15 protein-coding genes are annotated in these 16,441 nt (G+C 73.1%); 4 read left to right on the forward strand and 11 right to left on the reverse strand.

Annotation, left to right across the window (positions count from 1 at the left end; all coding sequences use genetic code 11):
- Positions 1-104: 104 nt before the first annotated feature.
- Positions 105-3,434: a S8 family serine peptidase gene (locus V5O40_RS13725; RefSeq protein WP_332905780.1), complete on the reverse strand. Its 3,330-nt coding sequence runs from the start codon at positions 3,432-3,434 to the stop codon at positions 105-107.
- 140 nt (positions 3,435-3,574) lie between these two features.
- Between V5O40_RS13725 and V5O40_RS13730 the strand changes: the two genes are divergently transcribed.
- Both V5O40_RS13730 and V5O40_RS13735 read left to right on the forward strand, forming a co-directional pair.
- Positions 3,575-4,129: a sugar O-acetyltransferase gene (locus V5O40_RS13730; RefSeq protein WP_332905781.1), complete on the forward strand. Its 555-nt coding sequence runs from the start codon at positions 3,575-3,577 to the stop codon at positions 4,127-4,129.
- 103 nt (positions 4,130-4,232) lie between these two features.
- Positions 4,233-6,860: a hypothetical protein gene (locus V5O40_RS13735; RefSeq protein ID WP_332905782.1), complete on the forward strand. Its 2,628-nt coding sequence runs from the start codon at positions 4,233-4,235 to the stop codon at positions 6,858-6,860.
- Here the strand turns inward: V5O40_RS13735 and V5O40_RS13740 are convergent.
- The 5 genes from V5O40_RS13740 to V5O40_RS13760 form a co-directional block, all read right to left on the reverse strand.
- Positions 6,837-7,484, reverse strand: coding sequence for a nucleoside/nucleotide kinase family protein (locus tag V5O40_RS13740; RefSeq protein WP_332905783.1), 648 nt, complete (start codon positions 7,482-7,484; stop codon positions 6,837-6,839). The genes V5O40_RS13735 and V5O40_RS13740 overlap by 24 nt on opposite strands.
- On the reverse strand, positions 7,484-8,131 hold the full coding sequence (locus tag V5O40_RS13745) for an SIMPL domain-containing protein (RefSeq protein ID WP_332905784.1): 648 nt from the start codon (positions 8,129-8,131) through the stop codon (positions 7,484-7,486). Before V5O40_RS13745 ends, V5O40_RS13740 begins: the two co-directional genes overlap by 1 nt.
- A 51-nt stretch (positions 8,132-8,182) precedes the next feature.
- On the reverse strand, positions 8,183-9,193 hold the full coding sequence (locus tag V5O40_RS13750) for a prephenate dehydrogenase (RefSeq protein WP_332905785.1): 1,011 nt from the start codon (positions 9,191-9,193) through the stop codon (positions 8,183-8,185).
- Positions 9,194-9,354: 161 nt separating this feature from the next.
- The gene (locus tag V5O40_RS13755) at positions 9,355-9,609 is read right to left on the reverse strand and encodes a hypothetical protein (RefSeq protein ID WP_332905786.1); all 255 of its coding nucleotides are present in this window, start codon (positions 9,607-9,609) and stop codon (positions 9,355-9,357) included.
- Positions 9,606-9,848 (reverse strand): hypothetical protein, encoded by a 243-nt coding sequence (locus V5O40_RS13760; protein WP_332905787.1) that lies wholly within the window; start codon positions 9,846-9,848, stop codon positions 9,606-9,608. The genes V5O40_RS13755 and V5O40_RS13760 overlap by 4 nt, the downstream gene beginning before the upstream one ends.
- A gap of 113 nt (positions 9,849-9,961) precedes the next feature.
- Here V5O40_RS13760 and V5O40_RS13765 point away from each other — a divergent pair, with 113 nt between their 5' ends.
- Positions 9,962-11,806 carry a M48 family metallopeptidase gene (locus tag V5O40_RS13765; protein ID WP_332905788.1) on the forward strand — a complete coding sequence of 615 codons (1,845 nt, stop codon included), beginning with the start codon at positions 9,962-9,964 and terminating at the stop codon, positions 11,804-11,806.
- A 69-nt stretch (positions 11,807-11,875) separates the two neighbouring features.
- On the opposite strand, the gene dapC is transcribed toward V5O40_RS13765, so the two are convergent.
- A complete protein-coding gene (gene dapC, locus V5O40_RS13770) occupies positions 11,876-12,979 on the reverse strand; it encodes a succinyldiaminopimelate transaminase (protein ID WP_332905840.1) in 1,104 nt (367 codons plus the stop codon).
- On the reverse strand, positions 12,976-13,302 hold the full coding sequence (gene fdxA / locus V5O40_RS13775; protein ID WP_030490464.1) for a ferredoxin: 327 nt from the start codon (positions 13,300-13,302) through the stop codon (positions 12,976-12,978). The genes dapC and fdxA overlap by 4 nt, the downstream gene beginning before the upstream one ends.
- Before the next feature lie 79 nt (positions 13,303-13,381).
- On the opposite strand from fdxA, the gene V5O40_RS13780 reads away from it, so the two are divergent.
- Entirely contained in the window at positions 13,382-14,446 is a 1,065-nt protein-coding gene (locus V5O40_RS13780; RefSeq protein ID WP_332905789.1) for a GNAT family N-acetyltransferase, read from the forward strand.
- Between the two features lie 9 nt (positions 14,447-14,455).
- Here V5O40_RS13780 and V5O40_RS13785 read toward each other — a convergent pair whose 3' ends face one another.
- The 3 genes from V5O40_RS13785 to mshB form a co-directional block, all read right to left on the reverse strand.
- Positions 14,456-14,920: a hypothetical protein gene (locus V5O40_RS13785; protein ID WP_332905790.1), complete on the reverse strand. Its 465-nt coding sequence runs from the start codon at positions 14,918-14,920 to the stop codon at positions 14,456-14,458.
- Positions 14,921-14,998: 78 nt separating this feature from the next.
- A complete protein-coding gene (locus V5O40_RS13790) occupies positions 14,999-15,436 on the reverse strand; it encodes a hypothetical protein (RefSeq protein ID WP_332905841.1) in 438 nt (145 codons plus the stop codon).
- A 14-nt stretch (positions 15,437-15,450) separates the two neighbouring features.
- The gene (gene mshB / locus V5O40_RS13795; RefSeq protein ID WP_332905791.1) at positions 15,451-16,410 is read right to left on the reverse strand and encodes an N-acetyl-1-D-myo-inositol-2-amino-2-deoxy-alpha-D-glucopyranoside deacetylase; all 960 of its coding nucleotides are present in this window, start codon (positions 16,408-16,410) and stop codon (positions 15,451-15,453) included.
- Between the last annotated feature and the right edge of the window lie 31 nt (positions 16,411-16,441).

The following is a 16,441-nucleotide window of genomic DNA, read 5'->3' on the forward strand; positions in this document are numbered from 1 at the left end:
CCCCCCCCCCGGGGGGGGCACCGGCCCTCCCCCCCCCCCCCCCCCCAACCCCCCCCGCCCCCGGGTGGGGGGGCCCCGGCGGGCCCCCCCCCCCCCGGCCCGGCTCACCGCAGGCGGTACGCCTGGATGATCCGCTGGGTGACGGTGTTGCCGTCGGTGTCGCGGGCGGCGGCCCGCAGCGACACGTGGCCGGCACCACGCGGGTGCTGCACGGTGGCCTGCCAGCCGCTACCGACCTTGCGCAGTTTGGCGCGCTGCCAGCGCTTGCCGCCGTCGTAGGAGACCTCGACGGTCAACGACGCCGTCTTCGCCGCCGGTGCGCCCGGTTGGCGCTGCACCGCCACCGGGATCACGAAGGCCCGTCCGGCCGGGGCCGCGTTCCGCTCGTCCAGTCGCGGCGCGAACCGGATCGCGGAGGCGGGCAGCCGGACCGGGTCGTCGCCCCGCACGTGCCGGGACCGGAAGGTCCAGGCGGTGGCGACCTCCGTGCTCAGGTCGGAGACGCTGCGCTTCGCCGACATCTCCAACCGGTACCTGGCGGGCCCGGCTGGCACCTCGAACTGGCCCCAGCCGGGATCCTCGGACTCACCCACCAGTTTGCCGTTGCGGTACAGGGCGGTACGTCCGGCGTCCGTGAGCGAACTGCCCGGGTGTCCGGCCGCGTCGCTGTACAACGGCACGGACAGAATGATCAGGTCACCCTGCCGGGTCAGGCCGTCCTCCGGCCAGCGCGGCACCGGGAACGACGGTCCGTGGGGCGCACCGTTCCAGACCTCCCGGTAGGTCCGCCCGGCCCGGTACGCCGTCGGTTCCGAGAAGAGCACGGCCACCGGTTCGAGCCAGGGCACGTCATCGCTGCGCGTGCCGAACCACAGCTCGGTGCTCCAGCGCACCGCCCCGGTGTTGTAGTACTCGACCCGCTGGCCCGGCACCGCCGTCGGCAGCCCGACCGCCCAGCCGCCCAGGTCGGGCTCGAACAGGGCGAAGGACATCCGCTCGGCGAGCGTGCCCGGATAGCCGTCCCGGAACGTCTGCTTGACGGTGGCCAGGTCACTGCCGCGGTAGTTCCGGGTCAACCCGGCAGGCATCCGGCCCGGGACCATCTCGGCGAGGGCGTACAGATAGGGGCTGCTGGCCGCCTCCAGGTCGGCGAACTGGCTGCTGAACACGGCGAAGAAGTGGTCTGCCGCAGCCCGCCTGCCGACCTGTCCGGTGAACAGCCCGCCGAAGTCGTCGGCGACCGCACCGAACCCGGCCGACCCGTAGTCGAGCAGGAAGTTCGCGTCGACGGCGGCAAGTGCCGACGTCGCCGACCGGTCCGGCACGGTCATCCGCACCGGCTTCGCCGTGCGCGCGTCCACCACGACCTCGGCGTCCGACTCCACCACCAGTTCCGGCTGGGCCATCAGCACCAGCTCCTCGCTGGCCTCGTCGAACAGGAAGCTGGCCAGCCCGTACCGTCCCTTGGGCACCCGTACCTCGGCCGTGCCGTCCGGGTCGGACACGAAGATGTCGGTGAAGTCGTCCAGCCCGAGCAGGAAGGTCGCGTAGTCGTCCGGCACGGCACCCTCGCGGCTCAGGTGGCGCACGGTCAGCGGGTAGCTCTCCACCTCCTTGTTGACGGCCAACGGGGTGACCGCCACCTGGTCGCCGGAGCGGGCGAGCACCCGGCCGGTGTAGTGGCCGTCCGGGCTGTCGACGCTGGTGTCGACCGTGACCGTGGCGGACGCGGTGCCACCGGCCGGCACCTGGACCTGCCGGGTACCGAGCGTAAACACCCCGGCCGGCGCCGGTTCCCCGTCCGGGCCGGTGGCCTCGATGCCGAGGTCCAGGGTGAGCGGTGCCGCTCCCGTGTTGCGCCAGGTCACCTGGCGCTGGATCGGCTCGTCGTCGTCGTGCGGCCACAGCGTCCGGCCGAACGAGACGCTGGCCGGCTCGCTGACCACCGACTGGGTGACGGCTCGCGCCAGATCCACCCGGCCGGCGCCCTGCTGGTACGCGGTCAGCTCGGGATGCGGCCGGGCCGAGGCCATCAGGGTGGCCTTGAGCCGCTGGGCCGTCGCGTCGGTGTGCTGCTGGGCCAGCAGCGCCGCCGCACCGGCGACGTGCGGTGCGGACATCGAGGTGCCGGAGAGCGAGACGTACTGCTCGCCGACCGGTTCACCGAGCTGCGTGCCCTGCCCCCGGGCGGCCACGATGTCCACTCCCGGCGCGGTGATGTCCGGCTTGAGAGCGTCGTCACCGACCCGGGGGCCCCGGCTGGAGAAGTCGGCGAGCTGGTCGTCGCGGTCGACCGCGCCGACGGCGAGCGCGGCGTCGGCGCTGGCCGGCGAGCCGACCGTGCCGGTCCCTCCGGCGTTGCCTGCGGAGATCACGAAGAGGGCGCCCGTCTGCTCGGTGAGCGTGTTCACCGCCTCTTCCAACGGGTCCACCTCGGGGGTGTCCGTCCCGCCCAGGCTGATGTTGACCACGTCGGCCCCGGCCTCGGTGGTGGCCCACTGCATGCCGGCCAGGATCGCCGACTCGGTGCACCCGTACTCCTCGCAGACCTTGCCGGAGAGCAGGGTCGCATCGGGTGCCACACCCCGGTTCCGGCCCTCCGAGGCGGCACCGCTGCCCGCAATGATCGAGGCGACGTGGGTGCCGTGCCCGACGATGTCGCCCGGGTTCGCCTCCTCGGTGAAGTTCCTCGACTCGGCGACCCGGCCGGTGAGGTCGGGATGCGCGGCGTCGACCCCACTGTCGAGCACCGCGACGCGTACCCCCTGACCGGTGAAGCCGGCCTGGTGGGCGGCGGGCGCCCCGATCTGCGGCACGCTGTGTTCCAGCGTCAGCTGCCGTCGGCCGTCGAGCCAGATCCGCTCGACACCCCCCGCCGCGTCGACTCGGGCGCCACCGGCACCGGCGACCGTGGCCCAGAGCTGGCCCACCCGCTGCTTGTCCGCGGTGGCCGCGACGCCACCGATGGCCGTCAGGTCGCGGGTGACGGTCACCCCGTCGGGTGCGCCGGCCCGCCGGGCGGTCGCCCCGTAGGTCATGAGCAGGGGCAGTGAGTCACGGTGCGCGTCGTCGTACCCGGCGGCGATCAACCCGGCCACGTCGAACAGCCGGCGGTCGACCCGTCCGTCGCGGATCAGCGGCAACGCGTCCTGCGGCAGCACCCAGAGGTGGTCCCGCTGCCGCTGGGTGAGGAAACGGATGCCGTCGCGGCCCTCGGCCGGGCGTACGCTCGCCCCGGTCGCGGTGACGGTGACCTGGTCACCGGTGACCAGGGTGACGGTGGCTGGGGTGCGGCCGTTGTCCGGCCGGTCGGTCGGGACGGGGGTCGGTGGGGCCGCTGTCGGCGCCGCCGGTGCGGCCGTTGCCGCCGCCGGTACGCCGAGCACCAGACCCAGCACGAGTCCGGTGGCGGACAGTTTGCTCCTTCGTCGCAACTGAATCCTCCTCTGGAGCGTCTACATCGATGTAGGACACATCGACCTCCATCAGGGTTGCATACTGAGTATGCAAAAGGGAGTCAGGAATTCGACGAAGTTGAGTCCTCGTCGCGACGACGCCAGGCATGATCGGACGGATGACGTCCATGAAGGAGCGGATGCTCGCCGGCGAGCCGTACCTCGCCGACGACCCGGAACTGATCGCCGACCACCTCCGCGCCCTGCGCCTGATGGAACGGGTCAACGGCGGGGGCGTCGACCACGAGACACGTCGGGCGGCCCTGCACGAACTGCTCGGCGAGATCGGCGAGGAGACCGGCATCCGCCCACCGTTCTACTGCGACTACGGCTACCACATCCGGATCGGGCCGCGCAGCTTCGTCAACTACCACGCGGTCTTCCTCGACGTCGCACCGATCACCATCGGCGCCGACGTGCAGATCGGCCCGAACGTGCAACTGCTCACCCCCACCCATCCGGTGGAGCCGGCGCCGCGCCGGGCGAAGTGGGAGGCGGCCCAACCCATCACCATCGGTGACAACGCCTGGCTCGGCGGTGGCGCGATAGTCCTCGCCGGAGTCACCGTCGGTGAGAACACCGTCGTCGGCGCGGGCGCCGTGGTGACCCGGGACCTGCCCGCCAACGTCGTCGCGGTCGGTAATCCGGCTCGACCCGTGCGCCAGCTCGACTGACCCACAATCAGCCTTCTAGCTGCACAAACGTCTGCATGACGAGTGGCACCCGCCGCACCACATCGGGCACTGTAGGTGACAGGTGCGTCACCGGGAGGCCCGCATGGGAGGTCGGATCCTCGAACTACGCGTACACGGAGTGTCCAACACCCCGCCCGCCGATACCCTGGGCCTGACGGGCGGACCCGAGGGCGAGCCGCCCCAGCCACGGCTCGTCGCCGGCGGCCCGGTCACCGGCTTCTACCGCCTGCCGACCGCCGCGCCGCTCGACCCGATCGTCGTCGAGGCGTACAGCTGGGGGCAGCTGACCTCCGGCGCGCGGACCGCCCGCGACGTGGAGCGCGCCCTGTGGACGCTACTGCTGCCCTTCACCCTGGCCAACGTGGCGCTGCACGCCCGGCCGGGGATACCGGCGGACCCCACCACCGAACGGCTGGCCAGCCGATCCGGCGTGACGGCCTGGCTGATCAGGCTCTTCTGCCTGAGCCTGACCGCCACCCCGGTGCTCGCGATGACCGGTGTCGGCGTCGATCTCATCGGCTGGCAGTGCGTGGACGAGATCTGCCTGAGCCGGATTCCCGGCCCGTGGGAGTTCCTCGCCGGCGCCTGGTGGCAGCAGGGTGGCCGGGCCCTGGCCGTCGGCCTGACCGTGCCACTCGCCATGATCGGAATCCTCGGCCTGGTCACCTGGCGCACCTACCAGTACGAGGCGGTGATGCCGGCCGACCCCACCACGAATCCGCCGGGACGTCGTACCCCGGCGCCGGTCGACGTCGAGGTGCCGGTCGGTCAGCCGGTGCAGGAGCCGCCGCCCGTGCCCGAACCACCACCCGGCCCGCTGTCCAATCCGCTTCAGGACCCGACGTTCTGGTTGGGCGAGGGGCAGCTGCGCCGGGCGGCCGCACTGCATCTGTGCACCGGCACGGTGGTGGCGGCGGCGGTCCCGCTCGGCACGGTCTCGGTGCTCGACCCGCCACACGGCGCGCGGGCGGCGCTCACCTGGTCCGCCGTGCTCGCGTTCACCGCCGTCCTGGCGATCACGCTGGTCGCCATCGGCCGGCCCTTCCTGACCCGACGCGAGGGCGCCACCCCGCTCGGCGGGTGGAGCATCGCGGTCATCGTCCTCACCGGAATCGGCCTGGTCGGCACCCTCGCGGTGCTGCTCCTGCCGGACGGTGCCGCGAGCAGCCCGCTGGCCGGGCTGCGTCCGCCCGTCGACTGCGACCAGGACCCCACTCAACCCGGCTGCCTGGCGGACCGGTCGCTACCGGGCTTCGACCGGGTCTTCGCCTGGCTGGGCACGGGTCAACTGCTGCTGCTCATCGCGATCGGCGCGACCGCCCGCTCCGGCCGGCGTGGCGGTGCCACGCCGGCCGCCGCCGCCCTGCTGATCGCCCTCGGCGCCGCGTGGTGTCACGGGTGGCTGCCGGCCGCACCGCCGACCCGGGTGGCGCTGTGGCAGTTCGTCCTGCCGCTGCTCGCCCTCGCCGCGGTCGGCCTGTTACTGCCCAGAACCCGTCCCACAAGCGTCAAACAGCCGCTCGAACCGCACTCCGACCTGGCCTGGCGCGGTCGAGCACCCGCCGTCATCGCCGGCTTCGGCTGGCTGCTCTGCCTCGCGTACAGCGCCGGCGTGCTCTACTGGGTCACCAACCGGCTCAACGGCGGGGACGTGCCCGTCGGTCGACCCCTGCTGGTTCCGCCGGCCCCGGTGACCTGGGCCGGCCTGACCTTCGCCGCCGCGCTGCTGATGCTCGCCCTGGTCGCCGTCCGCGCGGTGGTGCTGTTCCACCGACTGCGACGCCAGGAGTACGCTCAGCTACGTGCCCGGGGCGGCCGCCTGTCCGCCCACGACCTGCGTCGCGCTCGGGACGTCAGTGCCCACCAGGCGCTGCACCGACTGGTCGGCGAACACGCGCTGCGGCTGATCGGCTGGTACGCGGGAGCGATGACCGTCCTCGCCGTGGTGGGCTGCGCGGCCGTCCTCGCGTGTCCGCTCCCGCACCACGAGGCGGGCGGAGCGGCCCCCGTGGTCAAGGCGGTGGCGGACGTCGGCGACGCGCTGCTCGGCTGGCTGCCGGTGGCGGTGGCCGCCGTCGGCCTGCTCGTCTACCGCAAGAACACCATCCGCCGCTCCGTCGGCGTGATCTGGGACGTGGGGACCTTCTGGCCGCGCGCCGCACACCCCCTGGCGCCACCGAGCTACGCCGAACGGGCGGTGCCCGAACTGCTCACCCGCACGGCCGGTCTGATCGCGCTGACCGAGCCCGACCCGCGCCGGGTGGACGGCATCATCCTCTCGGGGCACAGCCAGGGCACGGTGATCTGCACCGCGGTCATCCTCCAGATGCCGAGCCGGTGGCGGCACCGGATCTGGTTCTTCTCCTACGGCTGCCAGCTGACCCGCCTCTACGGCCGGATCTTCCCCGCCTACTTCGGCCCGGACCGGCTACCGGTGCTGGCCGAGGCGCTGACCCGCACCGGCGGCGGCACCCGGTGGACGAACTTCTGGCGGGACACCGACCCCCTCGGTTGGCCGGTCACCGCCGGGGAACGGGACATCGCGGTGACCGACCCGGAGGCCCTGCATCCGAGCGACGGCGAGGTCGCCGACCCGCCGATTCGCAGCCACAGTGGCTATCCGGAGGCCGCCGAGTTCCAACGGGAGAGATCCCGGGTGGCGTGGCTGCTGCGGCGGGCGGTCCCGTCACCCCGGCGGGGGCTCGGCTAGGCGTACCACCAGGTCGGCTCGGCCGGCGGTGCCGGCCACCAGCGCCGCGTTGGCCTCGTCGCTGCCCAGCGCCCAGGCCCGGGCGTCCTGCTCCGACCGGCCGTAGGCCATGTGCCGGGCGACCAGCCGCCGACGCCGCAGGTCGGCGTCGAGGTCCAGGAACCACGCCTCGTGCAGCAGGGCGCGTATCTCGTCCCAGGGCCAGTTCGGAATCAACAGGTAGTTGCCCTCGGTGACCACCAGCCGCACCTCCGGCGGCACCTCGACCGCACCGGCGATCGGCTCCTCCAGCTCCCGGCGGAACTGCGGCGCCCAGACCGACGTCGGCTCCTTGCGCCGCAGCCGACGCAGCAGCGAGACGTAACCGTTGGCGTCGAAGGTGTCGATCGAACCCTTCCGCAGTTCCCGGCCGAGCCGACGCAACTCGTCCTGAGCGAGGTGGAAGCCGTCCATCGGCACCAGCCGGGCGGCCGGACCGACCGCCTCGACCACCTGTGCGGCCAGTGTGGACTTGCCGGCACCGGGTGCGCCGGTGATGCCTAGCAGCTGCCGCGGCCCGGCATCGGCCAGCCTCCGGGCCCGCTCCAGCAGCGCCTCGACCGACTGCACCTCCGCGACGGTCATCAGGACAGGACCGGCCGGCTGATCGTGAACCTGGCCCGAACGGCCGCGTGCACGCCCTGCGGCTGCGGGTCGAGCTCCAGCTCCGGTGGGCCACCGGACTCCACCGCGCCGGCGTCGAACGCCATCCGGGCCATCATCGGCTGGGCGGCACCGCCCTCGTCGGACAGCTCGACCAGGTCGGTGACCTGGGCACCGAGCGCCTCGGCGTACTCGCGGGCCCGTTGCAACGCATCGCTGATCGCGGTGTGCCGGGCCTGCCGGTAGGCCGGACTGTCCGGGCGCAGCGACCACCACGGACCGGCCACCTCGACCTGGTCCTGGTCGGCCAGGCGCAGCATCAACTCACCGAGGCTGGTGAAGTCGCTCACCGTCACCGTGGTCAGCACCGAACCGTGCCAGGCCACCACCCGCTCCCCGGAGCGGCGGGTCTCGGGGCGCACCCGCAGTTCGCCGGTCTCGCGTCGGTCGATGGTCGGACCGTACGAGTCGAGCAGCACCCGGATCGCCGCCGCCCGCTCGGCCAGCCGGGTCAACGTCGGCTCCCGCTCCCGATCCCGGGCCAGTGCGGTGACGGTGAACCGGGCGAGTTCCGGCGCGACCTCACGGTACGCCTCGCCGCGCACCGTCACGACTGGTCCGTCCACCATGCCCTCACCCTACTGGCGGGCCCGTCGCCGCGCCCACCGATGAGCCGGGCTTCAGACCTGCGGAAGTCGAGCGACATAGGCGACGGTGTCGGCCCCGGCCCGGCATCCGCTCAGGTGGCCACCCGCCGCCCCCACCTGGTACAGCCAGGCCACCTCGGCCGCCGCCGCGCCCACCGGGAACGACTTGACCTGTTCGTCGTACGGGCGACCGGCCAACTCGACGCGGGCGGCGGCGGCCTCGGCGTACCGGGCGGTGAGGGCGTCCACGTCGTCGGCGCGCAGGGCGGCGGCCAACTCGTCGAGGAACCCGGTGACCTGGGTCAACGCGGCCAGCACCTGGTCGCGGTTGCCGAGCAGCATGTTGCCGGTGCGGTGCGCCGGGGTGCCGGCGACCCGGGTGCCGTCCCGGAAGCTCCCGGCGGCCAGCGCCAGGACCGCATCCCGCGACGGCGACCGGTGCGCCGCACCGGCCAACGCCCCGGCGAGCAGATGTGGCACGTGGGAGGCGAGCGCCACCACGGCGTCGTGCCGGTCCGCGGCCATCGGCACCACCCGGGCGGCGAAGACGTCGGTGACCAGGGTGACGAGGCGGCGGAACGCGACCAGCCCGTCCGGTGCGGGGCAGAGCACCCAGGCGGCACCGGTGAACAGCTCCGGCAGCGCCGCCGTGAGACCTGCCCGGTCGGTGCCCGCCATCGGGTGCCCGGGTACGAACCGGCTGGTCAACCCCTGTTCCGCGGCGAACGCCGCCAACTCGGCCTTGGTGCTGCCCACGTCGGTGACCAGGCAGTCGTCGGCGGTGGCGGCGGCAACCTCGACCAGGGTCGCGGGCAGCGTGGGCAGCGGTCCGCCGAGAAACACCACGTCCCGGTCGGCCACCGCGTCGACCAGCCGCTCCGCGGTCGGTACGCCGGCCAGCCGGGCCTGCCGGCGGGTCTGCTCGTCCGGATCCCAGCCGGTCACGTCGACGCCGGCGGCGTGCAGCCGGAGGAGCACCGAACCACCGATCAGGCCGGTGCCGACCACCGCCGCCCGCAGCCGTGCGTCAGTCCTGAGCACCATCCGCGTACCTCGGCGTTCCGTGTCGTCACGGAGCCGGCCGGCCCCGCGGCGTGCCTGCCGGCTCGGCGCGGAACCGCCACGACGCCCGCAGACACGCTCTACGTCCGCGCCGAGGATATCGCCGGCCGGATCGGCGGTCGGACCGGTACGCCGACCGACGGTCAGGTACGTGCGGCGTACGTGTTGTCCCGGAAGCGGCTGAACGCGCCGGCCGGATCCGCGCCGTCGAAGTACTGCCACGCCCAGGCGGTGACCTGGTCTCCGATCACGTCGAACCGCCCGGCGGCCGAGATCAGGTCCCCGGAGCAGGCGAACCCCATGGCGAACAGGTTGTGCACCGTCGGCCAGCCGGGCCGCCGCACGTACGACGGGTGGCGCACGGACTGGTCGGCGGCCGCGTTCAGCTCGTCGATCACCTCGTCGGCGCCTTGGCGAACGCTTCCCGGGCGAACTCGAACATCTGCTCGTGGCTGCCGGACCACTTGCGGCACAGGTACTGGAGCATGTGCTCGTGGGCGAGCCGGTGCCCGGGGTGCCGGGTCACCACCTCGTCGAACCGCCGCCGCGCCTCGGCCGGGTGAACCTCACGTCCGCGCGCCGAGACGACCAGGAAGGTCCGCGCCGTGGTGTCGTCCGGTTCCCGCTGGACCGGCAAGATCGTAAAGCCGACCGAACCGGACCGGAAGGGGGTTGTCCGGCAAAGATCCACGTCGTACGGTCCCCTGCGCCGCCCGCAGCCAGGCGGGCACGGAACGGGGAGGAACGGCCATGGCCGCGACGTACCGGGCACTCGCCTCGGTGGTCATGTTGATCGGGTTCTACGTGGTCGCGCTGCTTCAGTTGGCGGCCGTCGCCGCTCTCGGCGTCTGGCTGTACGGCCACACGAACGGACTGGTCACCGGGAAGCTGCTGCTGCCGCTGGTCGTCGCGCTGGGTGCGGTGGCGGTCGGGCTCTGGCGGGCGATCCGGACGAAGAACGAACCGGCACCCGGCCTGGTGCTCGACGAGCGGGAGGCGCCGCAGCTGTGGGCCACCGTCCGGGAGCTCGCCGACGCGGTCGGTACCCGGGCGCCGGACGAGATCCGGCTGGTGCCCGAGGTGAACGCGGCGGTCGGCGAGCAGAGCCGGCTGCTCGGGCTGATCGGCGGGCGACGCACCCTCTACGTGGGTCTGCCGCTGCTGCAGGCGATGCGGGTCGACCAGCTCCGCTCGGTGCTGGCACACGAGCTGGGTCACTACTCCGGCAAGCACACGCGGCTCGGCGGCGTCGCCTACCGGGGACGACTGGCGATCGAGGGCACCATCGAGCGGATCAAGCCCCGCAACCCCATCGGCCTGGTCTTCAAGGGGTACGCGAAGCTGTACCTGATGGTCGACAACGCCGCGTCGCGGCGGCAGGAGTTGGAGGCCGACCGGGCCTCCGTCCAACTCGCCGGTCACGAGGCGGCCACGTCCGCGCTGCGCAGCCTGCCGGCGCTCGACGCGGCCTGGAACTTCTTCACCGACCGCTACGTGGACTCGGGCTGGCAGGCCGGCCTCGCCCCGGACGACCTGTTCGGCGGCTTCGGGCAACTGCTGAACGCCCGCCGGGAGCAGATCGACAAGCTCCAGCAGGACGTACCGGACCGCGAGCCGTCCCGGTGGGACACCCACCCGCCGATCGGCATCCGGATCGAGGCGATGGCCCAGCTGCCGGCCGGTGCCGCCTTCGCCGACGACCGTCCCGCACACGTGCTGGTCAGCGACGTCCTGGACGCCGGCCGCCGGCTGCAGAGCCTGGTCCTGGACCTCGGCAACCGTCAGGTGCTGCCCTGGCCGGAGTTCACCCACGCGGCGATCGCCGCCGGGATGCAACGTCAGGCGGACGGCATCTACCGGGCGGCCGGCCGGTTCACCGGCAGTGCGGAACCGGGCCTGACGACCGTGCTCGACCTGGTCCGGGCGGGCCGTCTCGGCGAGTTCGCCGAGCAGTTCTTCAGCGACGCCACCCGGCGGGAGGCAGCGGCCCGCTTCGCCGGACCGATGGAGCTGCTGCTCGACAACGCGGCCGTCCGCGCCCAGCGGGCCCGCTGGCAGCTGTCCTGGAGCGGCCCGGCCCAGTTCGTCGGCACCGACGGTGAGCCGTTGGACCTCGCCGAGATCGCCAAGCTGGCGGTGTCGGCGGAGACCCTCGACGAGGCCCTGGTCCGGCTGGCCGAGCTGGGCGTCGACCCCGCCACCGCCACCGTCGTGCAGGGCCGGGCCACCGCCGACAACGCCGGCGTCATCGGCGCCATCGGCAACGTGAAGGTCGACGGCGTACAGCACGACCTGTTGATCCTCGACCGTGGTCTGATCCTGGTCGGCGGACCGGGCAAGGCCGGCGACGGCGAGAAGCGGCTCAAGAACCTGCTCGAGTCGACGCCGGTGGCCACGCTGGCCACCCGACACCAGTTCCTGCCGTACGAGGAACTGGTGTCGGTGAACGTGACCAGGCAGATCCCGCTGAAGGCCGAGCTGACGCTGCACGGTGGCCGGACGGTGGCCCTGCAGGAGTTGTACGGCAGCGAGCTGCTGGAGCGGCACAGCCGGGACAACCTGCTGCGGGTGTTCGAGCGGATCAACGAGGACTGAGCCGACGCGGCGAGGCGAGGTCGTGCCCGGCAGGTGTCCGGGCGCGGCCTCGGCAGCCCTCGGCGATGGTCAGGCCAGGCGGGCGGCGACCGCCGCGATCCGCTCGTCGGACTCGGTGAGCGCCGCCCGGACGTACTGCCGCGCGCCGGGGCCGTAGAAGACACCGGCGGCGACCAGGATCCCCCGCCGGGCCAGCCAGTCGACGGTGGCCCAGCAGTCCTCGCCACGGGTGAGCCACAGGTAGAGCCCCGCCTCGGAGTGCTCCACGGTGAAGCCCGCGCCGACGAACGCCGCCCGCAGCGTCTCGCGCCGCGCACGGTACCGCTCCCGCTGCTCGTCGGCGTGCCGCTCGTCGCGCAGGGCCGCCACCATGGCCGCCTGCACCGGCGCCGGCACGATCATCCCCGCATGCTTGCGGATCTTGAGCAGCTCGGCCACCAGCGCCGGGTCGCCGGCCACGAACCCGGCCCGGTAGCCGGCCAGGTTGGAACGCTTGGACAGCGAATGCACCGCCAGCACGGAGTCGTACGAGCCGCCGCACACCTCGGGTGCCAGCACCGACACCGGCTCGGCGTCCCAGCCCAGCGGCAGGTAGCACTCGTCGCTGGCCACCACCGCACCGCGCTCACGCGCCCAGTCCACCACCTTGCGCAGGTGCGTGGCGGGCAGCACCCGTCCGGTCGGATTGCCCGGTGAGTTGACCCAGACCAGACGCACCCGGGACGTCGGACCGACGGCGGTCAGCGAGTCGGCGCGTACGGTGGTGGCGCCGGCCAACCGGGCACCGTCCTCATAGGTCGGGTAGGCGATCGACGGGACGACCACGACGTCTCCCGGCCCCACCCCGAGCAGGGTGGGCAACCAGGCCACCAGCTCCTTCGAGCCGATCGTCGGCAGGACTCCGAACCCGTCCGCGCCCGCGCCACAAACCCGCGACACCCAACCCGTGATCGCGTCCCGCAGCACCCGGGTGCCGGCGGTCAACGGGTAGCCGGGCGCGTCCGAGGCGTCCGCGAGGGCCTGCCGGATCACCTGCGGCACCGGATCGACCGGCGTACCCATGGAGAGGTTGATCGGGCCGTCCGGATGCGCCGCGGCCAGCGCGGCCGCGGCGTCCAGGGTGTCCCAGGTGAACTCGGGCAGCCGCGACGAGACGGGGCCGGGCCGGTTCAGTGGCCCTCGCCGCGCGGCGGCTGGGCGGCGACGAAGGTGGCGTCCTTCTCCACCTTGCCGACCTTGGAGGCTCCACCGGGCGAACCGAGATCCTCGAAGAACTCGTAGTTGGCGCCGGTGTAGTCCTTCCACTGCTCCGGGACGTCGTCCTCGTAGAAGATCGCCTCCACCGGGCAGACAGGCTCACAGGCACCACAGTCGACGCACTCGTCGGGGTGGATGTAGAGCATCCGGTTGCCCTCGTAAATGCAGTCGACCGGGCATTCCTCGATGCATGCCTTGTCGAGCACATCCACGCACGGCTCGGCGATGATGTAGGTCACCGGTCTTCTCCTCCGCAAGACACGCCGCGATCACCCGCGACGGTAAGAGCCTAGTATCTCGCCGGGGAGGAGGTCGATCGTGCTCCGAGAGCAAGACGTGGGACACCGGATCGTGGTGCGGCGTCGCGTGGGCGTACGCGGTGGTCGTCCGGTCTACTCCGACGCGCTCGGTGAGCTGGTCGAGCTGAGCGAGACACATCTCACGCTCACCACCCGGCAGGGGCGGCTGCGGGTGCCGATCGCCGAGGTGCACCGGGCCAAGCGGGTTCCGCCCGCCCGGCGGCCGACCGCCGCCGCCATGATCGAGCTGGAACTCGCCGCCGACGAGGCGTGGCCGGCGCCCGTCCGGGCCCGGCTGGGCGACTGGCTGCTGCGGGCCGCCGACGGCTGGACCGGCCGGGCCAACTCGGCCCTGCCGGTGGGTGATCCGGACCGTCCGCTGCCGGCCGCGCTGGACGCGGTGCAGCGCTGGTACGCCGGACACGGCCGCCCGGCCATGGTCAACACCCCGCTGCCGCTGGCCGCACCGGTCGGCAGCGAACTCGACCGGCGCGGCTGGGGCAGCCGCCCACCGGTGCTGGTCCAGACCGCTCCACTCGCCGCCCTCGTCGCGGCCGCGTCCAAAGACGCGATCATCGCAGCGTCCGGCGTCCCCGAGCCGACCGGCGAGCCGGGTGACACCGCCGGCACGGGCCGCCGGGCCGGCGCGGAAGGCGCGGCCGGTGCGGGAGGCGCGGCCAGCGCGGTGGTGGAGTTGGCCGGCGCGCCGTCAGCGGACTGGCTCGCCGTCGCGGCCGGCCGCAAGGGCGGGCTACCCGACGCCGCCCGGCACGTGCTCACCGCCGTGGACCACATCCGCTTCGCCCACGTGTATCTCGACGGCGTGCTCGTCGCCGTCGGCCGTGGCACCGTGACCGGCCAGGGGCGCTGGCTCGGGCTGTGCCTGGTCGAGGTGCTGCCCGCCGCGCGCCGGCAGGGACTCGCCGTCCGGCTGATCCGGGCACTCGCCGACTGGGCCGCCGGGACCGGTGCGACGGACGCGTTCCTCCAGGTCGAGCAGAGCAACGCCGCAGCGGTCGCGCTCTACCGCAAGCTGGGCTTCACCACCCACCACACCTATCTGACCCGGATCGCGCCGCACTGACCCCGACGGTCAGCGGCGGACCACCCGGCGGGGCTTCGCCGCGGTGGTCTCGGCGTACCGTTGCAGGCTGCGCGAACGGTAATCGCGTCCGAGGGTGACCAGCAGCAGGTAGCCCAGCATCGCCCCGACGGTGGTCGCCACCAGGTAGAGCCCGATCTGCGCGAAGAACGTACCGCCGCCACCGGCGAACGGGTTGTCGCCCACCAGCAGCGGCCCGACCAGCACGGTCAACCCGACCGCGATGCCGATCGCGGCGGCCACCTCACCGGCCCAGCGGGCCAATGGACGCCGCGCACCCCAGACGAAGGCCACGCCGGCCAGCAGCAGACCGATCACCACGAACATGCCGAGCGACACCCGGTCGGCGACGCTGTCGTCGCTGTCGAAGCCGAACCGGATGACCAGCCGGGCGACCACGTTGACCGCGAACAGTGCGATCGCGAGCACCCCGACCGCACGCCACCGCTGTCCCATCACACGCCTCCCGCCGTACCGCCCGCCCGGATGGCGGGTCTCCTGGCAGGAATATCTACCACCCGTCGCTGAGCGACGTCAGTACCGTCCGGGAGCCGGAGCCGGCGCGAGGATCGACCGGAACGCCATCACCGTGAAGGTCATCGCACCGCCCACCACCAGCGTGAGCCCGACCCAGTTGCCGACGAGCAGGACGTCGCCCTCACTGGTCCGGTCGGCGGCGATCACCATGATCGCCACCCAGGGCAGCGCCGGCAGCGCCACCGCCCAGCGGCGGCCCACGGTCTCGACGGCCAACCAGCTCAACGCGATGTTCGCGGCCACGGCCACGAGTACCGTGACGCCGATCAGGTGCCCGCCGATCCGAAGCGGGGCGAGCAGCAACTCCAGCACCGCGCTCACCATCGCCGCCACGACGGCGAATCCGCCGCCGGCCACCCGCAGGCCGAGGTCCAGCGGACGTCGCCACCTCCGGGCCGGGCGGGGCGGCTGCTGTTCCTGCGGTGCGACCGACATCGCGGCGGGCAGCGTCACCGGTGACCGGCCGGGGTGACCGGTCTACGGCCGGGATCGCCGACGACACCCGGGCCGCCGCCGGCGTCCGACGCTGCGACGTCCACCCCGGCGAACAGATCCGACTCCCAGCCGTACGGGCCGCTGCCCGCCCCCTTCTCCCCAACCGCCAGGGTGAAGTACTCCACCCCCATGAACTCGGCACCGAAATTGCCGGCGATCGAGTACAGCCAGGAGGTGGCCGGGATCTGGGTGGCGTGGGCGCGCATCGCCGCCTCCTTCGCGGCATGCTGCTCGGTGGCGTCGATGCGGGCCGCGATCTGCGCGTCCGGCGTGCAGAACGGCAGCTCGGTGGCGTCGGCGATGCCGGCGAACGGGTTGTCCGACGCCTCCGCGAAGTGCGTCATGCCGGCCTCCAGCACGCTCTGCGGCATCGCCGTCCAGTAGACCTTCGCCGGCGCGAGCCCCTCGGCGGCGGCCAGTTCCACGGCCCGCATGGTCACCCGGTGCGCCTGGATGTGGTCGGGGTGGCCGTAGAAGCCGTTGTCGTCGTACGTGACCACCACCTGCGGGCGGATCTCCCGGATGATCTCCAACAACTGGCCGGCGGCCTCGTCCAGGTCAGCCCCCCAGAAGGCCCGGGGGTGCTCGTTGGTCGACAGGCCCATCATGCCGGAGTCGCGGTAGCGGCCGGCCCCGCCGAGGAAGCGGTGGTCGGTGACGCCGAGCTCGGCGCACGCGGCCGCCAGCTCGGCGATCCGGTACCCGCCGAGCTGGTCGGCCTCGGCGGCGGCGAGCCCGGCCAGCTCCGGTACGTGGATCTCACCCTCCTCGCCGAGCGTGCAGGTCACCAGGGTGACGTGGGCACCCGTGGCCGCGTAGTGGGCCATCGTCGAGCCGGTGCCGATGGACTCGTCGTCGGGATGCGCGTGGACCAGCAGCAGGCGGCGGTCAGGCAGCGTCGTCACGACGGTCACTCTAACCGGCGGTTCTCGCCCACCGGCCCAG

Source organism: Micromonospora palythoicola, from assembly GCF_036689795.1.
GTDB classification, from domain to species: domain Bacteria; phylum Actinomycetota; class Actinomycetes; order Mycobacteriales; family Micromonosporaceae; genus Micromonospora; species Micromonospora palythoicola.